Genomic DNA, 23,194 nt, shown 5'->3' on the forward strand with positions numbered 1-23,194 from the left:
ACAGAAACATAAAAAAACAGGCGACCGGACCCGGACGGAACACCACCGCGCGGCGCGCGGGCGGACAGGCCATGTCTGCCCTGCGGATGCGGCGTATTCGTGCCGCCCGCAGCGGGGCATGGTGTCATCGCATGTGCGGCGGAAACCCGCGTGGTGTTCAATCCATCCTCGGTCATGGCTGGGGAGGGCGCGGCCCGGCCTGATTGCCGGGGCGGGACCTTCCGTATCGACTGGTATGCCATCCGGTTTCCTGTCGATGGGGAACACCGGCGCGGCAGCGTCAGGTCGTGCGTGGCATCTGCCCCCACGCCGTGGCGTGGCCGGTATGAAAGGCCGGTAAGCGTATGCCGCGCATGCATGATGCATGCCGGATGGAGAAAGTCATGCCTGCTGGCATCGGGCCGTTTCGGACATGCCCGCAAGGCAGCCGGACTTGGCGTGGTCCATCACGGCTGGGCAGCATGGCGCAATGAATCCATTCCTGCAAGGGGCCTTGCGTTTATCCCGCTGACTGCCAGCCCGTACGGTGATAAGGAAAGCGGACAGACCCGTAACTGTTTTGACCGGAACAAGATGCATGCTCAAAGGCCGGCCGGATGGAAATGATGCCCTGCAGTCAATGTCACGGCACGATGGTGCAGGCGTGCCCGATCTGACGCGGCGCATGCTGGTGGGCGGCCTGGCGGGGCTTGCGCCCACGACGGCACTGGCGCGGGTTGCGGCGCATGTCCCGGTCCACGCCGGGGCCACACATCATGCCGCCCACGTGGCGCATGCGCCGCTGCATGCTCCCGCCATTGTCGGTCGGGCCGCCCCGCCGAAGCCGCTGGTCATGCTGGACCCCGGCCATGGCGGCAAGGACCCCGGCGCGATCGGCGTTTCCGGGACATATGAAAAGCATGTGGCGGAAGCAGCGGCCAGCGAACTGCAGCGCCAGCTGGAAGCCAGCGGGCGCTACCGTGTTGCGATGACCCGCGCGGATGACCGTTTCATCCCGCTGGAAGGCAGGGTGGACATCGCCCATACCCACAAGGCGTCGCTGTTCATATCCATGCATGCCGATGCCCTGACCAACCGCGCCGTGCGCGGGGCCAGTGTCTATACCCTGTCGTCAAAGGCGTCGGACCGGCAGACCGCCATGCTGGCGCAGACGGAAAACAGCGCCGACCGCTATGGCGGCCCGCAGGTGCACGCGGATTCGCCCGAAGTGCAGGAAATCCTCGCCAGCCTCGTGACCGAGGAAACGCGCCACGGCGCCGCCCACATGGCCAGCAGTATCGTCACATCCTTCCGTCCGCGCATCGGGCTGTTGCAGCACCCGTCGCGGCATGCCTCGTTCGTGGTGCTGAAATCGGCCGATATCCCTTCCGTGCTGGTGGAGATGGGGTTCATGTCCAACCATATGGACGAGGCAGCCCTGCGGCAGGCGGCCCACCGCATGGTGGTGGCGGGGGCGATGGTGCAGGCGATCGACCGCTATTTCGCGACCGACAGCATGGTGACCCATGCCACGGGCTGAAATGGCGCATGGCGGTCCGTCCGTCCATCCGCGTGATGGTGCGGGCGTGCTTTTACGGTTGCAATCAGGGTTTGGGCCTGTATTGTGCGCGCCATGGTAACGATAGCGCACATTGCTGGGGCTGGAACGGGCGCACATGCGCACCTGTCCACGCGCGCATGTGCCGGTGCCGGGCTTCTTCGTCTTCGACTTATCCGCCCCTGAGCGATCAGGGCCGGCTGCGTGCCGGCGCGCCCAGGGGATTGATCAGGCCGTCTCACGCCGGTTTGCGAACACGAATATGACAGGGGCACGTGACAGCCGTGCCGCCTCCCGTCACACAACAGGACCAAGTCCGAGGTTATTACCATGAGCATCGACCATCCTTCCTTTGGCCGTATCGACCCCAGCCGCGTCATCATTTTCGACACCACCCTGCGTGATGGGGAACAGTCGCCCGGTTTTTCCATGAACCTCGCGGAAAAGCTGCGCATGGCCGAAGCGCTGGAGGAACTGGGCGTGGACGTGATGGAGGCGGGTTTTCCCGTGGCGTCCAGGGGAGATTTCGACAGCGTCCACCAGATCGCGCAGAAGGTGAAGAACACCGTCGTGTGCGCACTGGCGCGCAGCGGGGGCAAGAACGACATCGCCAGTGCAGGTGAGGCGATCAGGCCGGCGAAGCGCGGGCGTATCCACAATTTCATCTCCACCTCGCCGCTGCACATGAAATACAAGCTGCGCATGGAGCCCGAAACGGTTCTGGAGGTGATCGAGGCCGGTAACCGGGCTGCCCGCCAGTTTACCGATGACGTGGAGTGGTCGGCGGAAGACGGTTCGCGGACCGATCCCGATTTCCTGTGCCGCTGTGTGGAAACCGCCATCCGCGCGGGTGCGACCACCATCAATATTCCCGATACCGTGGGTTATTCCACGCCCGAGGACATGGCCCGCATCTTTGCCGACCTGCGCGCCCGCGTGCCGGGTGCGGATGGCGTCATTTTCTCCACCCACAACCACAATGATCTGGGGCTGGGTGTGGCCAACACGGTCGCGGCGCTGAAGGCGGGCGCGCGGCAGGTGGAATGCACCATCAACGGCATTGGCGAACGCGCGGGCAATGCGGCGCTGGAGGAAATCATCATGGTGCTGCGCACGCGCCATGACGTGCTGCCGTTCACCACCGGCATCCATACCGAACGCCTGCTGCGCACCTCGCGCATGCTGGCCACCATTACCGGCTTTGACGTGCAGCCCAACAAGGCCATCGTGGGCCGCAACGCGTTCGCGCATGAAAGTGGCATCCATCAGGACGGTATCCTGAAAAACGCCGCCACCTATGAAATCATGACGCCTGAAAGCGTTGGCTGGACCCGGTCATCGCTGGTGCTGGGCAAGCATTCGGGGCGCGCCGCCTTCCGCGACAAGCTGAAGGCGATGGGCTACGACAACCTGGAAGAAGCGCAGTTCAACGAAGCGTTCTCACGCTTCAAGGATCTGGCTGACCGCAAGAAGGTCATCTACGACGAGGATCTGGTGGCCCTGGTTGATGATGAAGTACGCGATCACGCCCGCATCCGCTTCGTTTCGCTGGATGTGACCGCCGGTTCCCGCCGCCCCGCCACCGCCGATCTGGTGCTGGAGGTCGACGGGAAGCGTGAGGAAGGTCGCGCCGAAGGGCAGGGGCCGGTTGACGCCGCGTTCAATGCCATCCGCGCCATCGTCACCCATGACGCCACGCTGCAGCTTTATTCCGTTGGTGCCGTGACCGAAGGCAGCGATGCGCAGGCGCGGACCTCGGTCCGGCTGGAAGAAGGTGGCAAGCTGGTGGATGGTCAGGGTGCGGATGCCGATACGCTGGTGTCCGCCGTGCGGGCCTATGTCCATGCGCTGAACAAGCTGCTGGTCAAGCGTGACCGTGCCGAACCCGCGGCCCTGGATGCCTGATCTCCGCGGGCGCGGGTAATCCCGCCGCATTGATGAAAAAACACCCCGTCACGGAATGGTCCGTGGCGGGGTGTTTTGCTGTCGGGGCAGGTGGGGGTGTTCAGTACCCGCCGTATCCTTCGGGATAGGCACCTTCCTGCGGGTAGACGCCCTGCTGCGGGTAGCCTTCCTGACCGTATCCGCCAGACTGGCCATAATAGCCACCCTGCTGCTGGCCGTAATACCCGCCCTGCTGGGGATAGCTGGGCTGGGCATAGCCATATCCGCCCTGCTGTGCGGGATAGGCGGCGCGCTGCGGGCAGGACTGGGGTGAATAGCCCGGCGGCAGTACGCGTCCGTCAGGGCATATGGTGGACGGGGCTTCGGCACGGGGGCGGCGTGGCGGCGTCGTTGCCGCCCCGATCGCCGCCCCGCCTGCGCCACCGGCAAGTGCGCCAATGGCCGCCCCCCGTCCGCCACCGGCCAGGCCGCCAATCAGTGCACCGCCCCCAGCCCCCAGCAGGCCGCCGCCAATGGCGCGCTGGCCGGGGTCACGGGTGTCCTCGCACGCGCCAAGACCAAGGCACAGCCCCGCGGCAAGGAGTACCGTCGGGCGGAAGGTCATGCGGGGAAATGTCGTTTTCATGTATGTCTTTTCCGGTATTGCGGACATGGGTGGCACGATGACACCCCAGCCGCCTGTCGCTACAAAATGGTATGGCATAGATGGTTTGGCCATGACGAAAGCGGGGCATTTTGTAACAATCGCCAAAAGTGTGAAGATTTTAACAAATTAAAATTGTCTGGCCCCTTGCCCCTCCCTGTCTGCGCCGGTAATCCCTCAAGCTGATCCAGACGGTTTTCGACAGTACGCAAGGCATGTCATCAGGGCATGCACTGCCGGTCGGGATGTGGGACAGTCCTGTCTGGTGTTGATGTCGGGAGTTCTGGATGTTTGCTCGTGTACTGGGTCTGCTTTCCGCTGACATGGCGATCGACCTCGGCACGGCGAATACGCTGGTTTACGTCAAGGGACGTGGTATCGTCCTGAATGAACCGTCGGTCGTCGCGCTGGCAGAGGTACGGGGCAAGAAGCAGGTTCTTGCGGTCGGTGAGGAAGCCAAGCAGATGGTTGGCCGTACCCCCGGCAACATCACGGCCATCCGCCCCCTGCGTGATGGCGTGATTGCGGATTTTGAAGTTGCGGAAGAAATGATCAAGCATTTCATCCGCAAGGTGCATAACCGCCGCATGTTTGCCAGCCCGCTCATCATCGTCTGTGTGCCATCAGGCTCGACCGCGGTGGAACGCCGCGCCATTCAGGAAAGTGCCGAAAGTGCTGGCGCGCGCAAGGTTTTCCTGATCGAGGAACCCATGGCCGCCGCCATAGGTGCGGGCCTGCCGGTGACCGAGCCTTCGGGCAGCATGATCGTCGATATCGGCGGTGGCACGACGGAAGTAGCCGTGATCTCGCTTGGTGGCATCGTGTACGCCCGGTCCGTGCGGGTGGGTGGCGACAAGATGGATGAGGCGATCATTTCCTACATCCGCCGCAACCACAACCTGCTGATCGGTGAAAGCTCGGCCGAGCAGATCAAGATCCACCTTGGCTCCGCCATGCCGCCGGATGACCCGGATGACCCGGGTCCGTGGCGTGAGGTCAAGGGACGTGACCTGATCAACGGTGTCCCGCGTGAAGTCGTGGTGTCGCAGGCGCAGATTGCCGACAGCCTGGCCGAGCCGGTCAGCCAGATCCTGGATGCGGTGACCACCGCGCTGGAAAATACGCCCCCGGAACTGGCAGCCGATATCGTGGACAAGGGTATTGTCCTGACCGGTGGCGGGGCGCTGCTTTACCGTCTGGATGAAGTGCTGCGGCGTGAAACCGGCCTGCCGGTTACGGTGGGTGAGGACGCGCTGTCCTGTGTGGCGATGGGCACCGGCCGCGCGCTTGAGGAAATGAAGCGCCTGCGCAACGTACTGACAAGTATGTACTGACGAACGGGACAGGTGCGCTGCCTGCTGCGTAGGGAGGGCAGCGTGCGGATGGGGGAGACGCAGGACGATGCAGGTCCGGCGACCAGGCAGTATTGGACGGCCCGGCAGGCGTGACGTAACCGTTGCGCGTGGAAGGGTAAGGTGATGCCTGTTTCCATCCAGTTCCGTCAGGCGCTTGGCAAGCTGGTGCTGCCCGCGCTTATTCTTGTGGCCTGTGGCGTGATCCTGCTGGGCAAGGCGGACCGTCCACTGATTGAGAAACTGCGCATGCAGACCGCTGACCTGCTGGCCCCGGCCTACGGGCTGGTGGCGTGGCCACAGGCGAAGCTGCGCTGGCTGTCAGGCAATCTGCAGGATATCCGCAACCTTGAGGCCGAGAATATCCGCCTGCGCGCCGAAAACGTGTCGCTGCGCCACTGGTATGACGTGGCGGCAGCGCTGGCGGATGAAAATGCCGCGCTGAAATCAAACCTGCACTGGATTCCCGATAACGCGCCCGCCTTTGTCACTGGGCGTGTGGTACGTGACACCAGTGGGCTGTACGCCCGCGCTGTCCTGCTGGCGATCAATCCCGACACGGCGGTCCGCAAGGGGGGGATCGCGCTGGATGGATCGGGGCTGGTGGGCCGGGTGACCGAAGTCGGCAAGCGTTCTGTCCGCGTGCTGCTGATTACCGATTCGTCCAGTCGCCTGCCGGTCACGCTGGAATCCAGCCATGCGGCGGCGATCATGGCGGGGGACAATACCGCCCTGCCGCGCATCATCTTCTATCCGCAGGATAACGTCCCGATCGAAGGGGAACGTGTCGTGACCAACGGGGAAATCGAAAGCCTGCCGGCGGGCCTGCCGGTGGGGCATGTGCATTACGTGCGGCCGGGGCAGCCGGTGGTGGTACCGGCGGCGGCGCTGGATCATATCGATATCCTGCGCATATTCGATTATGAGGATACCGTGTCCCCGCCCGATGCCCCGGGCCGCGTGCCACTGCCCAATGTCGGGCGGACCATGTCCCTGCCATCACAGTTCCAGTCCCGTCCCGATCAGGGGCTGCATGGATGAAAAACTTCACGCCGCCCCCCATCCGGCCCGGTATCCACCCGCGTTCAGGGCTGGGTTACCGCATCGATCATGGCATGCGCAGCAGCGTGCCGTGCCTGTTCGTGTTTTTCGTGGCGCTGGTGCTGTCCGCACCGCTTAACCTGCCGGGACAGGTGGAGCTGATGCCCGCCATCATCATGGCGGCGATTTTCCTGTGGTCGGTTTTCGTGCCGGTGCTCATGCCCTCTATCGCCGTGTTCATGCTGGGCATATGGGTGGATATCCTCAGCTTCGGACCTGCGGGGGTCATGCTGCTTACGATGCTGATCGTGCATGGGATCGCGCTGTCGGGACGTTACACACTGGCACGGGTCAATTTTTTTGTACTCTGGTTTGTGTTTGGCGTGGTGATGGTGGGCGTTACGGCGCTACAATGGGTACTGTGTTCCGCACTGGCATTGCATATTGTGGAGTTTCTCCCCTTTGTTTTCGAGACAGTCCTGGCCTTCGGCAGTTTTCCTGTCCTGTATACGGGGTTTGTCTGGACCTACCGTTTTGTCGTCAACAACGCGGACCCTTCCTGAAGCGGATGCGATCGTGCCTCCGCGCCGGATAAATGAATGAAGTTTCGTAAGAAGAAATCCGGCAACCGGCTCATGTCCCGTCCCGAGGAAGGCAAGAACCCTTCCCGTGGCGTATTCACCCGTCGTGCGCTTGTGCTTATGGCGGCACAGGGCGCGGTGCTGGGGGCATTGGGGGAACGCCTGTACGGGCTTCAGGTTCTCAACGGCAGCCATTATGCGAAGCTTGCGGAAAACAACCGTCTGAGCAAACGCTTCTTCGCGCCGCCACGCGGGCGGATCACGGACCGTTTCGGCATTTCGGTCGCGTCCAACCGCATCAACTGGCGTGCGCTTCTGCTGGCGGAAGAAACCACCGACATTGCCGGGACGCTGGAACGTTTTGGCCAGCTTGTGCCGCTGGAACCGCGTGACCTTACGCGTATCGAGCATGAACTGCGGCACAAGCGGCGGTTCATCCCGATCATGCTGCGTGATTTCCTGTCATGGGATGACATGGCGCGGCTGGAACTGAACATGCCCTCGCTGCCCGGCGTGCTGATCGATGTGGGCACGACGCGCGTCTATCCCTTTGGCCCGCTGCTGGCGCATGTGGTGGGTTATGTCGCCCCGCCCGCGGAAAAGGACGTGGTGCATAATGCCGAACTGGCGCTGCCGGGTATGCGTGTCGGCCGTTCGGGGATCGAGCAGACACAGGACGGCAACCTGCGCGGGCAGGTTGGTTCGGTCGAGATGGAGGTCAACGCCGTTGGCCGAGTCATGGCCGAACTGGACCGTGACGAGGGACTGGCAGGTGACGAGATCGCCCTGACCATCGACAGCGGCCTGCAGCAGCAGGTGCTTGGCCGCATTGCCGACCAGTCGGCCAGTGCAGTGGTGATGGACTGCCGCAATGGCGAAGTGCTGGCCATGGTCAGCAACCCGTCCTTCGACCCCTCGCTGTTCGATAGTGGCGTAAGCCAGGCCCAGTGGATCGAATGGACCAACAACAGCCAGACCCCGCTGATCAACAAGGCGGTATCGGGGCTGTACCCGCCCGGTTCCACCTTCAAGCCCGCCGTGGCCATGGCGGCGCTGCGCGCGGGCACGCTGTCGCCATCCGACCGGATTTCCTGCCCCGGCTACATTGATGTGGGCGGCACGCGCTTCCACTGCTGGTCACGCTATGGGCATGGGTCGATCAACCTGCGGCAGGGCCTCAAGTATTCCTGTGACGTCTTCTTTTACGAAGTCGCGCGCCGCACCGGCATGGACGCGATCGCGGCCACGTCCGAACTGTTCGGGCTGGGGGCGAAGCTGCCCGAAATCGAACTGCCCCATGTGCGCCAGGGCCTGATCCCAACGCCGACGTGGCGGCGCAGGCACGGGCACCACTGGAATGGCGGTGATACCATTGTCAGTGGCATCGGGCAGGGATTCGTGCAGGTCACGCCGCTGCAACTGGCGACCTATGCCTCACGCATCGCCACTGGGCGTGAGGTGCAGCCGCACCTGATCCGTTCCATCGCGGGGCGCACGGCGGCGCTGACCGATCTTGGCCATGCGTCGGGCATGGACATGCCTGACCACTTCTTTCAGGACATCCGTGCGGGCATGTTCGCCGTGGTGAATGAGGAAGGCGGCACGGCCCCCAAGGCCCGGCTGGACATTCCGGGCGTGCAGATGGCGGGCAAGACCGGGTCGGCGCAGGTGCGTCGCGTCTCGCGCGCGATGCGCGAAAGCGGGCACTTCAATTCCGCCAACCTGCCATGGGAATATCGCCCGCATGCGCTGTTCATCTGCTATGCCCCGTATGACGCACCGCGCTACGCCACGGCGGTGGTGATCGAGCATGGCAATGCGGGTGCGGATGTCGCCGCCCCCCTTGCGCGTGATATCATGACCGATACCCTGCGTCGTGATCCGGTCAACCACCGTGAACCGCCGGGGCAGGAAGTGGCGCAGGCCGAGGTGGACTGACCCACCCGCCGGTGACCCCGCTTGGGGCCATGCCATTGCCGTGCCTGTTGTGGAGAATGGAATGAAATTCCAGAAGCGCCTGCTGCGCGCCGAACCCAATTTCCAGATCCTGACCAAGCTGTGGCAGGTCAACTGGCTGTATGTGCTGCTGATCTGCGCACTGGCGGTTGTGGGTTATGGGGCGCTGTATTCCGCGGGCGGGGGCACGTCGCGTCCGTTCGCGGGGCCGCAATCCATCCGCTTCTGCTTTGGCGTGGTCATGATGCTGGGCATTTCATTGATGAGTCCCGGCATACTGGTACGCATGGCGTGGCCGCTTTACATCTTCTCGCTCATCCTGCTCGTTGCCGTGCTGCGCATGGGGCATGTAGGCAAGGGGGCGGAGCGGTGGCTCATGCTGGGGGGGCTGCAGGTGCAGCCATCGGAACTGGCCAAGATCGCCCTCGTCCTCATGCTGGCGGCATGGTTTCACAAGATCAGTTACCGCCGCATGGGCAATCCGCTGTTTCTGCTGCCGCCCGCCCTTATGGTGCTTGTGCCGGTCGCCCTTGTGCTCAAGGAGCCAAACCTTGGCACCGCCGTCATCATTGGCACGGTGGGGGCCAGCATGTTCTTTGCCGCAGGTATGCGGCTGTGGCAGATCGCGCTGCTTATCCTGCCCATGCCGTTTCTGGCCAAGATTGCCTATGGCCACCTGCATGATTACCAGAAGGCGCGTGTCACGACCTTCCTGCATCCCGAAAGTGACCCGCTGGGGGCGGGCTACAACATCATCCAGTCCAAGATTGCGCTGGGGTCGGGGGGCATGTGGGGGCAGGGCTACCTGCATGGCACGCAGGGGCAGCTGAATTTCCTGCCTGAAAAGCAGACCGACTTCATCTTCACCATGATTGCCGAGGAATGGGGTTATGTCGGTGGCATTACCGTTATCGGCATGCTGCTGCTGCTGGTTTTTGGCGGCATGCTGATCGCCATGCGCAGCCGCAACCAGTTCGGGCGACTGCTGGGGCTGGGCATTTCAGTCAATTTCTTCCTGTACTGCGCGGTCAACCTGTCCATGGTGATGGGTGCGATCCCCGTGGGGGGCGTGCCGCTGCCGCTGATTTCCTATGGCGGTTCGGCCATGCTGATGGTCATGTTCGGTTTCGGGCTGCTCATGTCCGCATGGGTGCATCGCAACGATACATTTGGCGAAACGGTGGAGAACAGGGACTGATGACGGGCATTGTCCCGCCTACGGCCGCTGTTCACCGTGCCTATCGGCTGAGTACGTACCATGCGCATGGCCTGCCGGTTATCCGTATTGACCAGCCGCCCCGTTGGCGGGGCAGGGCGCCGAAAGGTGACATCGTGCTGCTGAGCGCATGTAATCCCGGTGGGCGACTGCGTGCGGATGGCTGGAACCGGCGGATGATGCGCGAACTGGCCCGCCATCTGCGTGGCGTGCCCCATGCATTGGGCGAAGGGCGGTCAGGTCGATGGTCCGAACCGCTTTACGCGGTGCGGGTGCCGCTGGCGCGCGGGTTGCGGCTTGCGCGCCTGTTCCGGCAGAATGCGGTGGTCGTGCTGCATGGCACGCGACCCGCGCGGCTGGTGTATCTGGCGTAAGGAAAGAAGTTTTTGGTTAAGCTTTTTGCAAAAAGCTTAAAAAAATGCCGCCTTTTTGAAAAAATGCGGCACCCAAAAACTTTTACTACTTTATTTTTATCAGTTGGTATCAGCCTTCAATCTGGCTGAAATCGGCGATCAGCACCGTCATGCGGCACAGTTCCGACAGCAGGCGCAGGCGGTTGGCGCGTACGGCGGGATCGGTGTCGTTCACAGTGACCTTGTCAAAGAACTGGTCAAGGGCCGGGCGCAGGGTCGCCACGTCACGCATCGCATCTTCGTAGCGTTCCTGTGCGATGGCCTGTTCGACGGCCGGTATGGTTTTCTGCAACTGCTCGGCCAGCACCTTTTCCTCGGCCTGGGTGTACAGCGCCGGATTGGGCGTGCCCTCATGCGGGCCGTCCTTGCGGTCCTCGATGCGCAGGATATTGGCTGCGCGCTTGGTCGCCGCCAGCATGTTGCGCCCGTCCTCGGTCTCCAGCATGTCGGCAATGGCTTTTGCACGCGCCAGCAGGCGCACGATGTCCGTATCCGTGTTGCCAACCGATACGGCAGCAAGGATGTCATGCCGCGCGCCTTCGCCACGCAGCTGCACGCGCAGGCGGTCAGCCACGAATTCTGGCAGAACGTCCAGATCGGGTGCAAGGCGCAGGGCTTCGGGCAGGCCCTGTGCCGCTTCCCAGAATACCTTGGCCAGATCCAGCCGCAGCCCGTTTTCACGGATGATGCGGATTACCCCCAGCGCCGCGCGACGCAGGGCGTAAGGGTCGCCCGACCCACCCGGCTTTTCACCCACGGCAAAGAAGGCGGCCAGCATGTCGATCTTGTCCGCCAGAGCGACCGTGACCGAAACCGGGGCACGGGGCACGTCGTCCTGCGGGCCACGGGGCATGTAATGCGCGCCAATGGCATCGGCTACCGCATCCGCTTCCCCATCATGACGGGCGTAATAGCCCCCCATGATACCCTGCAGTTCCGGGAATTCCCCTACCATGCCGGTGGTCAGGTCCGCTTTGCACAGCAGTGCCGCGCGTTCGGCCTGTGCCGTGTCGGCACCTGTCAGCGGGGCCAGTAGCCCGGCAAGGCGAACAATGCGCTGCACGCGCGCACCCTGACTGCCAAGCGATGCATGGAACACGATCCTGTCCAGCGCGGGCACGCGGCTTTCCAGCGTGCGGGCGCGGTCAAGATCCCAGAAATGCCGTGCATCGGCAAAACGCGCGCGCAGCACGCGTTCATTGCCCGCGATGGTCAGCGCACCGCCATCACGGGGCAGCAGGTTGGCGACGAAGGCAAAGCGGGGCGCCGCAGAGCCATCGGTATTGCGCAGCGCGAAGTAGCGCTGGTTCACGCGCATGGAAACCTGCATTACTTCGGGTGGCAGGGTCATGAATTCGTCGTCGATCTGGCCCAGAAATGGCACCGGCCATTCGGTCAGGCCCGCGACTTCGTCAATCAGGCCGGGATCGGTCACGACGCTCAGCCCTTCCTCGGCCGCAAGGCGTGCCACACCTTCGGCAATGATGGTGCGCCGTGCGGCGGCGTCGGGCTCGACCTGATGGGCGCGCAGGCCATCCAGCCATTCTTTCGTGCTGCTGACGGCAAACGCGCCGGGCGCGGTGAAACGGTGGCCTTCGGTCAGGTTGCCAGCCTTCAGGCCATGGCCGTTATCCTCGCCTTCCGCCAGCGTGAAGTCCACGACCGCACCATCAAGGATGCATACGATCCGGCGTAGCGGGCGCACCCATGTAAAGGCGCTGCCAACACCCCAGCGCATGGATTTGGGCCACGGGAAACGGCGCAGCAGGCCGGGCAGGACGCTGGCCACCTGCTGGGCCGCCGGGATGGGAGCGATCTCACGATGCATTACCCAGAAGCCATTTTCCGCCACCAGCGCGTCACGGTCCACCCCATGCTTGCGCATGAAGCCTGCCAGTGCCTTTTCCGGGGCACTTTCACGCGGGCCGCGTTCATTCACCGTGCCGCCGGGCACCGTTGCATCCACCGTCAGCGACAGTGCGATACGGCGCGGGCTGGCAAATGCCGTAGTATTGCGCGGGTTGAGGGGACTGAGCGCCTCACACACCAGGCGTTCGAGGTCGGCTGCCGCGCGCGCCTGCATGCGGGCGGGGATTTCCTCGGAAAAGAGTTCGATAAGAAGTTCGGGCATGATCTCTTATTCCTCGCCCGCCAGCCACGCTTCGCAGCAGCGTTTGGCCAGCGCGCGTACGCGGCCGATATAGGATGCCCGTTCGCTGACGCTGATCACGCCGCGTGCATCGAGCAGGTTGAACAGGTGACTGGCCTTCAGGCACTGGTCATAGGCGGGCTGGGCCAGCCCCGCTTCGGCCAGGGCGTTGGATTCGCGCTCGGCGTCGATGAAGTGACGGTGCAGCATCTCCACATCCGCCGCCTCGAAGTTGTGGCGGGAATAATCCTGTTCCGCGCGCAGGAACACATCGCCGTATTTCAGACCCTGCCCGTTGAAATCGAGGTCATAGACATTCTCGATTCCCTGCACGTACATCGCCAGCCGTTCCAGCCCGTAGGTCAGTTCGGTCGAAGGCATGACGGTGGGAATGCCGCCAACCTGCTGGAAATAGGTGAACTGCGTCACCTCCATCCCGTCGCACCAGACTTCCCAGCCCAGTCCCCATGCGCCGATGGTGGGGTTTTCCCAGTCATCCTCGACAAAGCGGATATCGTGTTCCAGCGGGTCGATGCCAATGGCGCGATAGCTGTCCAGCAGCAGCTTCTGGCTGTCTTCCGGCGTAGGCTTGAGCAGTACCTGATACTGGTAATAGTGCTGCAGCCGATTCGGGTTTTCGCCATAGCGGCCATCGGACGGGCGGCGGCAGGGCTGGACATAGGCCGCCTTCCACGGTTTCGGGCCAAGCGCGCGCAGCGTGGTGTGCGGCGACAGGGTGCCCGCGCCCACTTCGGTGTCGTAGGGCTGGAGAATGGCGCAGCCCTGATCGGACCAGAACTGGTGTAGTTTCAGGATCAGCCCCTGAAACGACAGCGGGCGGGAAGATGTGGGTGATCGGGGCACAGGGGCCGGGTCCATGAACAAGATGCTCCGCAAAACGGGGACAGGTATGCACCATCTGGCGCAAAATCGCCGGACAGCATACCGTTATGCGGCCCCGACCGGAAGGTAGGGCGTGCCCTGAGCCCGGATCGACCCTGTATGGCAGGATCCGCCCTTGCTTATTGCACGCGCACGACCCACATCGGCAGGGAAACGGTATTCCCAGCCCAAGGCAGGACAGACAGGATGAATGACCAGGAACGCCAGCTGATCACACAGTTTTTTGCCCGCGTCGGGGGCAATGCCCCCGGCAGCGTGCCCCAGACGGCAAACGCCCTTCCGCCAATCGACCCGCAGGCCGACCAGTATATCGGGGAGATGTTCCAGAAATATCCTGAAGCCCGCTACCGCATCACCCAGACTGCCGTGGTGCAGGAAGCCGCGCTGGCGGAGGCGCAGAACCAGATCCGCCAGCTTCAGTGGCAGGTGCAGCAGGCGCAGCAGCAGATCCAGCAGCTTCAGCAGCAGGCCCAGTCCCAGCCATCATCGGGCGGCGGGTTCCTCAGCGGCATGTTCGGTGGCGGGCAGCGCGCGCAGCAGGCCGCCCCCCCGCCGGGCTGGGGAGGTGCAGCACCCTCTGCTCCGCCGCCGCAGCCGGTCTATCCGCCGGGTATGCAGCCGGGCATGTTCCCCGCGCGCGGTTCGGGCTTCCTTGGGTCGGCCCTGACCACGGCGGCGGGCGTCGCTGGTGGCATGATGATGGGCAATGCGCTGACGGGCCTGTTCAGCGGTCATCATGACGCGGGCGGATTCGCCAGTGGCATGCCGCAGCCGGGGAGTGAGACGATCAACAACTACTATGGCGACAGCACGGCGGGCACCGGCGGTGCCGACCCGTTCGCCGGTGGTGGCACCAGCGCCGACCCCGGCTTTGACGCTGGTGGCGGCGATGATAGCGGCGGATTTGATGGGGGCGGTTTCGACGCGGGCGACGATAACAGCTTCTGACCGGCGCCCATGGCGCGATTGGGAAGGGGCATCCATCATGGGTGCCCCTTTTTCTTTCAGTGGTATTTCCTGAAACTTTTTTTATCAGTGGTTTGTTTTTGAACCTTAGCAGGGCAGAGGGGGAGCAGGGCATGACACAGCGGGAATTCATGCTCGACCTGCCGCTTTCTCCTGTTCCGAAGCATGAGGTGCTTGATACGGGGGCCGCTGTGCTGCGTGGCCATGCGGCCATGCAGGCGACGGATATGCTGGCGGGTATAAAGCAGATTGCACGGCTTTCCCCTTTCCGACGCATGACGACAGCGGGCGGCGGCATGATGTCGGTCGCCATGACCTGCTGCGGGGCTGCTGGCTGGTGTAGTGATGCGCGTGGCCACCGTTATGAAACTCATGATCCCATGACGGGTCAGTCCTGGCCCGCCCTGCCGACTGCATGGCGGGCATGGGCCACCGACGCCGCGCGGCTGGCAGGGTATGATGGTTTCGCGCCTGATACCTGCCTGATCAACGGATATCGGCCGGGTGCGCGCATGGGGCTGCATCAGGATGATGATGAACGGACGGATGCGCCGGTTGTGTCCGTCTCCTTCGGTCTGCCTGCCATGTTCCAGTGGGGCGGGTTGCAGCGGACGGACCCGGTCCGGCGCATTCCCCTGCTGCATGGGGATGTCGTGGTGTGGGGCGGCCTGTCACGGCTGGTGTTCCACGGTATCGCCGCGTTGCGGGCGGGCCAGCACCCGGTGACGGGTCCGTGCCGTTACAACCTGACCTTCCGGCGGGTGTGGTAAGGTGGGGTGGTCTCAGGGCTGACGGAACTGTCTGTTTCCCCGGAAATTGTCGAACAGGGTCTGCAGCTCGTTGCGTCGTGTCCCGAACTGTTCGGTATCCATGTTGGTGATCCTGAACAGGTCATCGGGATTGAGTGGCCCATCAACGCGCTGGACATGAGGTAACTGAAAATATCAAATGCCTGCGCGCGTATGACGGGGGCCGTGCATTTATGCCGGGACAGGCAGGTGATGGCCTGCTTCAGTTGCCCGTATTCCCTTTCATCCCACATGTATTTTTCATGTAGCCTGCCGGTGAATGAATGGTCGCTGAAGTGTGGGTTGCAGGGGGCGTTGCAGGCGATGGTCCGTTCCGCCAAGGTTATGCTCCATAACTGGCCTGTTCCGTTACCTGACCATCGTGGTGGTATTGCACTCTGTTAGGAAAGGCGGAAGGGAAAGCCGACACGAACAATCGTCGGGCATGTAAATAGAAAGAAAGTTTTTGGCGAAGCTTTTTGAAAAAAGATTCGGAAAGAATGCCGCCTTTTTGGGAAAAGGCGGCACCCAGAACTTTTCTTTTTATCAATTTGTTATGGGGTATCAGACCTTGAGTGCGGCGGCCTGCTTCGCGCGTGCCGTAATCGCCGCGACATCAGGCGTGCCCGTGGGCACCAGCCACGATCCACCCACGCACAGGACAGATGGCAGGCCCAGCCATTCGGCTGCGGTATCAGCCTTGATGCCGCCAGTGGGGCAGAAACGCGCCTGACCGAACGGGGCGGACAGGGCCTTCAGCGCCGGAATGCCACCTGCCGCGACGGCGGGGAAGAATTTGAAATGCGTCAGTCCCAGATCCAGCCCGCGCATGATGTCGCTGGCATTGGCCGTGCCGGGCAGCAGCGGGACGTCGCACGCGTTTGCGGCATGGGCGACATTGGCGGTCAGGCCGGGGCTGACGATAAAGCGGGCTCCCGCGTCAACCGAACTTTTCAGGTCATCGCCATTCAGCACGGTGCCAGCGCCCACGACGGCACCTTCCACCTTCGCCATTTCGGCAATGACTTCCAGCGCGCATTCGGTGCGCAGGGTGACTTCCAGCGCGCGCAGGCCACCGGCCACCAGAGCTTCGGCCACCGGGCGGGCATGGGCGGGATCGTGGATGACCAGCACCGGGATAACCGGGGCAAGGGTCATGATGTCTTCAATGCGGGCCATGTCGGCCTCCCTTTTTCACAACGGTTCGCGGCGCATGCGCCGGGTTCAGGCGTCTTCTTGTGCCGCCATGTGGTCCATGGAGGCAAGGATGGCCGATGCTCCCTGTTCGGGCATGTCCACATTTGCGCGCATGAGCGCGAACAGCTCGCGCCCCGTGCCGAACTGCGGTGCGGGCGGGCGCGACGGCGTGCGGTTTGCCAGTTCCGTGGCCGACACCAGCACATCAATCTGGCCCGTTTGCGCACACACACGCACCATATCCCCATCGCGCAGCAGCGACAGCGGACCGCCGACATAGGCTTCGGGGCCGATATGAATGGCGGCGGGCACCTTGCCGCTGGCACCCGACATGCGGCCATCGGTCACCAGCGCCACCTTGTGCCCCCGGTCCTGCAGCACCGCCAGCGTCGGCGTCAGCTTGTGCAGTTCGGGCATGCCGTTGGCGGCTGGTCCCTGAAAGCGCACGACGACAACCACATCCCGGTCCAGCTTTCCGTCCCTGAAGGCTTTCAGCACGTCTTCCTGATGGTCGAATACGGCGGCCGGGGCCTCGATCGTCCAGCGTTCGGGGGCGACGGAACTGGTCTTGTAAATGCCGCGTCCCAGATTGCCTTCCATTACCTTCATGCCGCCATCGGCACGAAACGGGTTGGCGGGCGCGCGCAGGATGGTGTCATCGGTGGAAGGACCGGCTTCTTCCCATGCCAGCGTGTCGTCCTTCATGCAGGGCTTCTTGCGGTATTCGGCAAAGCCGCCACGGGCCACGGTCATGATGTCGGGATGCAGCAGCCCCGCGTCCAGCAGCGAGCCAATCAGGCTGGGCATGCCGCCTACCGCGTGGAAGGCGTTCACGTCCGCCGACCCGTTGGGATAGACGCGGGTCAGCTGCGGCACGACGGAGGACAGATGGTCAAGGTCGTCCCAGTCGATCACGATACCCGCAGCCCGCGCTATGGCGGGCAGGTGAATGGCAAGGTTGGTGGACCCGCCCGTGGCCAGCAGGCCAACGGCGGCATTGACGATGGCGCGTTCATCCACGCACAGGCCCAGCGGGCGATAGTCCTCGCCACGTGTGCCGATTTCGCTCAGCCGGTGGACGGCCGCCCGCGTCAGTTCCTGCCGTAGCTTCGTGTTGGGCGGCACGAAGGATGAACCGGGCAGGTGCAGACCCATGACTTCCATCAGCATCTGGTTGGTGTTGGCCGTGCCGTAGAACGTGCAGGTGCCCGCTGCATGGTAGGAATCGGATTCCGCATCCATCAGGCGTTCCTTGTCTACCTTGCCTTCGGCATAAAGCTGGCGGATGCGCTGCTTTTCGCTGTTGGGCAGGCCCGATGGCATCGGGCCGGAGGGGATCAGGATGGTGGGCAGGTGGCCAAAGCGCAGCGCGCCGATCAGCAGGCCGGGCACAATCTTGTCACAGATGCCCAGCATCGTGACTCCCTCGTACATGCCGTGGCTCAGCCCCACCGCCGTGGACATGGCGATCACGTCACGGCTGAACAGGGAAATTTCCATCCCCGGTTGCCCCTGCGTCACGCCGTCGCACATGGCGGGGGTCGCTCCTGCCACCTGTGCCGTGCCACCCACTTCGCGCGCGAACAGCTTGATCTGGTCGGGATAACGGCCATAGGGCTGATGGGCGGACAGCATGTCGTTATACGACGTAATGATCCCGATATTCATGCCGCGTGCCGACCGCAGTCCCGTCTTGTCATCACCGGACGCCGCGATGGCGTGCGCAAGGTTGCCACAGGCCAGACGGGGGCGGCTGATACCGTTTTCACGCTCACGCGCGATCAGGTCCAGATACGCGCGACGGGTACGGGCCGAACGGGAAATGACCCGTTCGGTCACGGCGGTCAGGACGGGATGCAGGCTCATGGTATCTCACAGACATTGATAGGCCTGCCCGCAAGCGGGGTAGGCAGGTTCGCCATCCATTGCACCGGCAACGACAGCGGGTTTAAAAGCGGTCGGAATGTGCGAATATCCTGTGACCGCATGGCGAATGGTCATTTATTTGAAAAAATATAGGAAGTTCAAGACATAAAATTATAAAAATAATCACAAATAGATAACTTAATTATTGGATCGAACATCCATATATCTATGGGCACGCAAAAACATTCCACGTGTCCCGCCCCGATGGTCCGGATACAGGCCATGATGCCCCATGCGCCAGACCGGTGGATGGCGCATAAAGTATTGTATTTCAGTAAATTGGACCATGAAACCACAGGTTCGCACCACGGTGCGCGAACGTGCCCGACAACAGGTTCCAACGTCCGGAAATGGCGCGGGGCCTGAAGGGACAGGCGGCATTGCATGTAAAAAAGGAAGACAGGGAATGGTGAGCCGGGTGGGATTCGAACCCACGACCATTCGATTAAAAGTCGAATGCTCTACCGACTGAGCTACCGGCTCACATCACCTGTATGAAGGGGTCCGCAACGGTAAAACCCGTGGCGTGACGCCTTGCGCAGGTCTCTAAACATCCCCGGCGGGGGTGTCAACCTGTGCGTGGCCGCATAAGGCCAGCAAAAACAGGCTGTGGTGCCGGTGGCGCGCGCCATGGGCGTCGTCAGGCCACCGGCTACAGCCCACTGGCCGGGCAGTCGCGTCGCATGGGGCGCGCTGTCCGGCCGTGTCCGCCAAATCAGGCTTCGGCGTCAGCCGGGCGCATCTTGATGATGCGGTCGGGGTCCTGAACCATGCCGCTCTGGCCTGCACCACGCTTGACCTTGTCAATATGGTCCATGCCTTCAATCACCTGACCCACGATGGTGTACTGGCCATCAAGGTGCGGGGAGGGTTCGAACATGATGAAGAACTGGCTGTTCGCGCTGTCGGGGTTCATGGTGCGGGCCATGCCGACCGTGCCGCGTTCGAACTTGGCCTTGTTGGTGAACTCGGCTTTCAGATCCGGTAGCTTGCTGCCCGATGTGCCGGTGCCCGTCGGGTCGCCGCCCTGCGCCATGAAGCCGTGGATCACGCGGTGGAAGGGGGTGTTGTCATAAAACCCTTCTGCTGCCAGCGTGCGGATACGCTCGGCCGCCAGCGGGGCAATGTCGGGACGCAGGCGGATCACCACCCGTCCTGTCTTGAGATCCATGTTGATCAGGTCGGACTTGTTTTCTGTAGCAGACATCGTGATCCGTTTCGTAAAGTGAAGGGTGGGAGGACCGGGACCATACGCGCGGCCCCGCTCCATCAGCCACGCAGGCGGCTGAGAATGTGCCTGCGGGTAAAGGGTGGGACAAAACCGGAAATGTCCCCATCCAGCCGGGCGATTTCCTTGACCAGCCGGGAGGAGATGTACTGGTGCCCCTCCCGCGCCATCAGGAACAGCGCGTCAATGTCCGGTGCCATATGCTGGTTCATACCAAACATCTGGTTCTCGTATTCGAAATCCGCAACCGCCCGCAGCCCGCGAATGATTGCATGCGCCCCATGCGTACGCGCCGCATGCACCACCAGCCCGGTAAAACCGACCACGGTAACGGGGATGGCGCGCCCGGCATTCAGCGGTTCGATATCGGTGCGCAGGCACAAAAGCCGTTCCTCCAGCGGGAGGAGGGGGTGCTTGTCCCGATTTTCCGCAACCCCGATCACCAGCCGGTCAACCAGCCCGGCCGCACGTTCGATGATATCCATGTGCCCGCTGGTCACGGGATCGAACGTGCCGGGGTAGAATCCCGTCCGGATGGTGGTGGCCTCAGTCATCCTGCCCTGCATCGCGGGTGGGGGCATCGGTCACCTCGCCTTCCTCACCGTCTTCCCCGTCATCCATGACCGGGAAGACGCTGGTGACTTCTTCCGTGTCGTTCAGGCGGAACAGGGTTACGCCACTGGCCTGGCGCGACATGATACGCACCTGGTTGATGGGCAGGCGGATCAGGCGGCCCGCATCAGTCACCAGCATGATGTCCGTGCCCGCCAGAACCGGCAGCGTTGCAACCACTGCGTTGCCGCGCTTGTTGGCGGAGAAGGTCATGTTGTTGATGCCCTGCCCGCCACGTCCGCTGACGCGGTAATCATAGGCCGAGGACCGGCGGCCATAGCCCGCGTTGCTGACGATCAGCAGCACTTCCTCCGCCGCTTCCAGTTCGGCAAAGCGTTCGGAGGACAGGGGCAGGTCGCCCGTGGCTTCGCCTTCATCCGAAACCACGGTGTCTTCCGCTTCATCGCCTTCCATGGCGGCCTCGGCCCGGCGGCGGGCATTGGCCATGCGCAGGTAGGCGGCGCGTTCCTCCACCGTGGCCTCGACGTGGTTGAGCACGCACAGGCTGTTTACGCTGTCGCCTTCGGCCAGCCTTATGCCGCGTACGCCCGAACTGCCACGACCGGCGAACACGCGCAGCGTGTCATCGGTGATCTGGAATCGGATGCAGCGCGCGTTGCGGGTGCCAAGGAACACGTCCTGACCTTCGCGGCAGGTGGCGACCCCGATCAGGCGGTCATCTTCATCCAGCTTCATGGCGATCAGGCCCGACGAGCGGATGTTGCGGAAATCGCTCAGCCGGTTACGCCGCACGCTGCCCGATGCGGTTGCAAAGACAAGGTGCAGGTTTTCCCACAACTCCTCATCCTGCGGCAGGGGCAGGACGGCGGTGATCGTGTCACTGCCCAGGTCGGGCAGCAGGTTGACCAGTGCGCGGCCCTTGGCGGTGGGGCTGGCTTCGGGCAGGCGCCAGACCTTTTCCCGATACGCCTTGCCGCCAGAGGAGAAGAACAGTACCCACTGGTGCGTATGCGCGTTGAACGAGCGCACGATGATGTCGTCACCACGCCGTCCCGCGGCCGTCCGGCCACGCCCGCCGCGGTTCTGCGCGCGGAACACATCCAGCGGCGTGCGCTTGATGAAGCCTTCGCGCGTGATGGTGACGACCATCTGTCCCGGCTCGATCAGGCTTTCATCGGTCTGGTCACCGGCGTAATCGGCAATGTCGGTCGCACGCGGCGTGGCCAGTTCGGCGCGGATGGTGGCCAGCTCGGTGCGCATGACTTCCATGCGGCGCGGGCGGCTGGCGATGATGTCCAGCAGGTCGTTGATCCTGACAGCCACTTCGGACAGTTCGCTCTGGATCTTGTCACGTTCCAGCCCGGTCAGGCGCTGCAGGCGCAGTTCCAGAATGCCGCGCGCCTGTGCTTCCGTCAGGTGGACCTTGCCATCGATGATGACATTGCCCTCGTCATGGATCAGTTCCAGCAGCGGCGCCACGTCGGCCGCGTCCCATGCACGCGCCATCAGGGCCGCCCGGGCGGATGCCGTGTCGGGGGCCGCGCGGATCAGCGCGATCACCGCGTCGATATTGGCCACCGCGATGACAAGGCCGACCAGCAGGTGACCACGGTCACGCGCCTTGTTCAGGTCAAAGCGCGCGCGGCGCAGGATCACGTCCTCACGGAAGCGGATGAACGCTTCCAGCACGTCCTTCAGGCCCATAAGGCGCGGCTGCCCGCCATCAAGGGCCAGCATGTTCACGCCAAACGAGGTCTGGAGCTGCGTGAAGCGGTAGAGCTGGTTCAGCACCACTTCCGGCGTCGCCTCGCGCTTGATTTCGATGACGATGCGCATGCCCGAACGGTCGCTTTCGTCACGGATGTCGGAAATGCCCTCGACCTGCTTGGTGCGCACCAGGTCGGCAATGCGTTCCTGCAGCGTGGACTTGTTCACCTGATAGGGGATTTCGGTCACGATGATGGCGCGGCGATCCTTGCGGATTTCCTCGATCTCGGCCTTGGCGCGGATGATGACCGACCCGCGACCCGTCTCGAACGCGCTGCGGATGCCGGCACGGCCAAGGATGGTGCCCCCGGTGGGGAAGTCCGGACCCGGCACGTATTCCAGAAGGTCGTCCAGCGTCATGTCGGGACGCGCGATCAGCGCAAGGGTCGCGTCAATGATCTCGGTGGGGTTGTGAGGCGGGATGTTGGTCGCCATGCCCACCGCGATGCCCGATGCGCCATTGACCAGAAGGTTGGGGAAGGCGGCGGGCAGGATTGTGGGTTCCTGCTCGCTTTCATCATAGTTGGGCTGGAAATCGACGGTATCGCGGTCGATGTCATCCAGCAGGAAGGATGCGGCCTTGGCCAGGCGCGCTTCGGTATAACGCATGGCGGCGGGCGAATCCCCGTCCACCGACCCGAAATTGCCCTGCCCGTCGATCAGTTTCACCCGCATCGACCACGACTGCGCCATGCGCACCATGGCGTCATAGATGGAGGAGTCGCCATGCGGATGGTATTTACCCATCACGTCACCGACCGCGCGGGCCGATTTGCGATAGGGCTTGTCGTGGGTGAACCCGCTTTCGCGCATGGAATACAGGATGCGGCGATGCACCGGCTTCAGCCCGTCGCGCACGTCCGGCAGGGCGCGGCTGACAATGACGGACATCGCGTAAGCGAGGTAGGAGGAGCGCATTTCCTCCTCGATCGTGACCGGCAGCATGTCGGACGGGGGCAGGGGATCGTCGGGTATCTCGGTCAAGGCAGTTCCGTCATGTCAGGGTTATCCACCCCCGTGGCCGTGCGGGCACGGGGGTGGAACGGAAGGCAA

General features: G+C 63.2%; 19 protein-coding genes and 1 tRNA gene. 11 read left to right on the forward strand and 9 right to left on the reverse strand.

Annotation, left to right across the window (positions count from 1 at the left end; all coding sequences use genetic code 11):
- Positions 1-99 precede the first annotated feature (99 nt).
- The 3 genes from MSKU9_RS18610 (at position 100) to MSKU9_RS14195 (ending at position 3,442) form a co-directional block, all read left to right on the forward strand.
- Entirely contained in the window at positions 100-606 is a 507-nt protein-coding gene (locus MSKU9_RS18610; RefSeq protein ID WP_227001095.1) for a hypothetical protein, read from the forward strand.
- Positions 578-1,519: an N-acetylmuramoyl-L-alanine amidase family protein gene (locus tag MSKU9_RS14190; RefSeq protein ID WP_141262041.1), complete on the forward strand. Its 942-nt coding sequence runs from the start codon at positions 578-580 to the stop codon at positions 1,517-1,519. Before MSKU9_RS18610 ends, MSKU9_RS14190 begins: the two co-directional genes overlap by 29 nt.
- A gap of 348 nt (positions 1,520-1,867) precedes the next feature.
- On the forward strand, positions 1,868-3,442 hold the full coding sequence (locus MSKU9_RS14195; RefSeq protein WP_141262042.1) for a 2-isopropylmalate synthase: 1,575 nt from the start codon (positions 1,868-1,870) through the stop codon (positions 3,440-3,442).
- Between the two features lie 100 nt (positions 3,443-3,542).
- Here the strand turns inward: MSKU9_RS14195 and MSKU9_RS14200 are convergent, their stop codons facing one another.
- Positions 3,543-4,067: a hypothetical protein gene (locus MSKU9_RS14200; RefSeq protein WP_141262043.1), complete on the reverse strand. Its 525-nt coding sequence runs from the start codon at positions 4,065-4,067 to the stop codon at positions 3,543-3,545.
- Positions 4,068-4,372: 305 nt separating this feature from the next.
- Between MSKU9_RS14200 and MSKU9_RS14205 the strand changes: the two genes are divergently transcribed.
- From MSKU9_RS14205 to MSKU9_RS14230, 6 genes are all read left to right on the forward strand, one after another.
- Complete coding sequence (locus MSKU9_RS14205) at positions 4,373-5,419, forward strand: rod shape-determining protein (RefSeq protein WP_010515049.1); 1,047 nt, start codon at positions 4,373-4,375, stop codon at positions 5,417-5,419.
- A gap of 144 nt (positions 5,420-5,563) precedes the next feature.
- The gene (gene mreC / locus MSKU9_RS14210) at positions 5,564-6,478 is read left to right on the forward strand and encodes a rod shape-determining protein MreC (protein ID WP_141262044.1); all 915 of its coding nucleotides are present in this window, start codon (positions 5,564-5,566) and stop codon (positions 6,476-6,478) included.
- Positions 6,475-7,041 (forward strand): rod shape-determining protein, encoded by a 567-nt coding sequence (locus MSKU9_RS14215; protein WP_141262045.1) that lies wholly within the window; start codon positions 6,475-6,477, stop codon positions 7,039-7,041. The genes mreC and MSKU9_RS14215 overlap by 4 nt, the downstream gene beginning before the upstream one ends.
- Before the next feature lie 36 nt (positions 7,042-7,077).
- Positions 7,078-8,997 (forward strand): penicillin-binding protein 2, encoded by a 1,920-nt coding sequence (gene mrdA / locus MSKU9_RS14220; RefSeq protein WP_141262046.1) that lies wholly within the window; start codon positions 7,078-7,080, stop codon positions 8,995-8,997.
- Between the two features lie 61 nt (positions 8,998-9,058).
- Positions 9,059-10,213, forward strand: coding sequence for a rod shape-determining protein RodA (rodA, locus tag MSKU9_RS14225; protein WP_141262047.1), 1,155 nt, complete (start codon positions 9,059-9,061; stop codon positions 10,211-10,213).
- Positions 10,213-10,605 (forward strand): DUF3293 domain-containing protein, encoded by a 393-nt coding sequence (locus MSKU9_RS14230; RefSeq protein WP_141262048.1) that lies wholly within the window; start codon positions 10,213-10,215, stop codon positions 10,603-10,605. Before rodA ends, MSKU9_RS14230 begins: the two co-directional genes overlap by 1 nt.
- A 109-nt stretch (positions 10,606-10,714) precedes the next feature.
- Here MSKU9_RS14230 and glyS read toward each other — a convergent pair whose 3' ends face one another.
- Both glyS and MSKU9_RS14240 read right to left on the reverse strand, forming a co-directional pair.
- A complete protein-coding gene (glyS, locus tag MSKU9_RS14235; protein WP_141262049.1) occupies positions 10,715-12,775 on the reverse strand; it encodes a glycine--tRNA ligase subunit beta in 2,061 nt (686 codons plus the stop codon).
- A gap of 6 nt (positions 12,776-12,781) precedes the next feature.
- Positions 12,782-13,672, reverse strand: coding sequence for a glycine--tRNA ligase subunit alpha (locus MSKU9_RS14240; RefSeq protein WP_141262050.1), 891 nt, complete (start codon positions 13,670-13,672; stop codon positions 12,782-12,784).
- 210 nt (positions 13,673-13,882) lie between these two features.
- On the opposite strand from MSKU9_RS14240, the gene MSKU9_RS14245 reads away from it, so the two are divergent.
- Positions 13,883-14,644, forward strand: a complete 762-nt coding sequence (locus MSKU9_RS14245; protein ID WP_141262051.1) for a DUF2076 domain-containing protein — start codon at positions 13,883-13,885, stop codon at positions 14,642-14,644.
- Positions 14,645-14,775: 131 nt separating this feature from the next.
- Entirely contained in the window at positions 14,776-15,432 is a 657-nt protein-coding gene (alkB, locus tag MSKU9_RS14250) for a DNA oxidative demethylase AlkB (RefSeq protein ID WP_141262052.1), read from the forward strand.
- Positions 15,433-16,014: 582 nt separating this feature from the next.
- Here the strand turns inward: alkB and eda are convergent.
- The 6 genes from eda to gyrA form a co-directional block, all read right to left on the reverse strand.
- Positions 16,015-16,629 (reverse strand): bifunctional 4-hydroxy-2-oxoglutarate aldolase/2-dehydro-3-deoxy-phosphogluconate aldolase, encoded by a 615-nt coding sequence (gene eda / locus MSKU9_RS14255; protein ID WP_141262053.1) that lies wholly within the window; start codon positions 16,627-16,629, stop codon positions 16,015-16,017.
- A gap of 45 nt (positions 16,630-16,674) precedes the next feature.
- On the reverse strand, positions 16,675-18,513 hold the full coding sequence (edd, locus tag MSKU9_RS14260) for a phosphogluconate dehydratase (RefSeq protein ID WP_141262054.1): 1,839 nt from the start codon (positions 18,511-18,513) through the stop codon (positions 16,675-16,677).
- Positions 18,514-18,980: 467 nt separating this feature from the next.
- Positions 18,981-19,056 (reverse strand) — tRNA-Lys (locus tag MSKU9_RS14265).
- A gap of 232 nt (positions 19,057-19,288) precedes the next feature.
- Entirely contained in the window at positions 19,289-19,780 is a 492-nt protein-coding gene (locus MSKU9_RS14270) for a peptidylprolyl isomerase (RefSeq protein ID WP_141262055.1), read from the reverse strand.
- 62 nt (positions 19,781-19,842) lie between these two features.
- The gene (gene coaD, locus MSKU9_RS14275) at positions 19,843-20,355 is read right to left on the reverse strand and encodes a pantetheine-phosphate adenylyltransferase (RefSeq protein WP_141262056.1); all 513 of its coding nucleotides are present in this window, start codon (positions 20,353-20,355) and stop codon (positions 19,843-19,845) included.
- Positions 20,348-23,125 (reverse strand): DNA gyrase subunit A, encoded by a 2,778-nt coding sequence (gyrA, locus tag MSKU9_RS14280; protein WP_141262057.1) that lies wholly within the window; start codon positions 23,123-23,125, stop codon positions 20,348-20,350. The genes coaD and gyrA overlap by 8 nt, the downstream gene beginning before the upstream one ends.
- Positions 23,126-23,194 lie beyond the last annotated feature (69 nt).

Origin of the sequence: Komagataeibacter diospyri (assembly GCF_006538165.1) — a bacterium.
Taxonomy (GTDB): domain Bacteria; phylum Pseudomonadota; class Alphaproteobacteria; order Acetobacterales; family Acetobacteraceae; genus Komagataeibacter; species Komagataeibacter diospyri.

Bases quoted from the DNA above. Each gene is read 5' to 3' on its own strand.
- MSKU9_RS14215 (WP_141262045.1), top strand. From the start codon at position 6,475: ATGAAAAACTTCACGCCGCCCCCCATCCGGCCCGGTATCCACCCGCGT.
- MSKU9_RS14230 (WP_141262048.1), top strand. From the start codon at position 10,213: ATGACGGGCATTGTCCCGCCTACGGCCGCTGTTCACCGTGCCTATCGG.
- MSKU9_RS14270 (WP_141262055.1), bottom strand. From the start codon at position 19,780: ATGTCTGCTACAGAAAACAAGTCCGACCTGATCAACATGGATCTCAAG.
- coaD (WP_141262056.1), bottom strand. From the start codon at position 20,355: ATGACTGAGGCCACCACCATCCGGACGGGATTCTACCCCGGCACGTTC.
- MSKU9_RS14240 (WP_141262050.1), bottom strand. From the start codon at position 13,672: ATGGACCCGGCCCCTGTGCCCCGATCACCCACATCTTCCCGCCCGCTG.
- rodA (WP_141262047.1), top strand. From the start codon at position 9,059: ATGAAATTCCAGAAGCGCCTGCTGCGCGCCGAACCCAATTTCCAGATC.
- mrdA (WP_141262046.1), top strand. From the start codon at position 7,078: ATGAAGTTTCGTAAGAAGAAATCCGGCAACCGGCTCATGTCCCGTCCC.
- MSKU9_RS14245 (WP_141262051.1), top strand. From the start codon at position 13,883: ATGAATGACCAGGAACGCCAGCTGATCACACAGTTTTTTGCCCGCGTC.
- glyS (WP_141262049.1), bottom strand. From the start codon at position 12,775: ATGCCCGAACTTCTTATCGAACTCTTTTCCGAGGAAATCCCCGCCCGC.
- MSKU9_RS14205 (WP_010515049.1), top strand. From the start codon at position 4,373: ATGTTTGCTCGTGTACTGGGTCTGCTTTCCGCTGACATGGCGATCGAC.
- MSKU9_RS14200 (WP_141262043.1), bottom strand. From the start codon at position 4,067: ATGAAAACGACATTTCCCCGCATGACCTTCCGCCCGACGGTACTCCTT.
- alkB (WP_141262052.1), top strand. From the start codon at position 14,776: ATGACACAGCGGGAATTCATGCTCGACCTGCCGCTTTCTCCTGTTCCG.
- MSKU9_RS14195 (WP_141262042.1), top strand. From the start codon at position 1,868: ATGAGCATCGACCATCCTTCCTTTGGCCGTATCGACCCCAGCCGCGTC.
- MSKU9_RS14190 (WP_141262041.1), top strand. From the start codon at position 578: ATGCTCAAAGGCCGGCCGGATGGAAATGATGCCCTGCAGTCAATGTCA.
- edd (WP_141262054.1), bottom strand. From the start codon at position 18,513: ATGAGCCTGCATCCCGTCCTGACCGCCGTGACCGAACGGGTCATTTCC.
- mreC (WP_141262044.1), top strand. From the start codon at position 5,564: ATGCCTGTTTCCATCCAGTTCCGTCAGGCGCTTGGCAAGCTGGTGCTG.
- eda (WP_141262053.1), bottom strand. From the start codon at position 16,629: ATGGCCCGCATTGAAGACATCATGACCCTTGCCCCGGTTATCCCGGTG.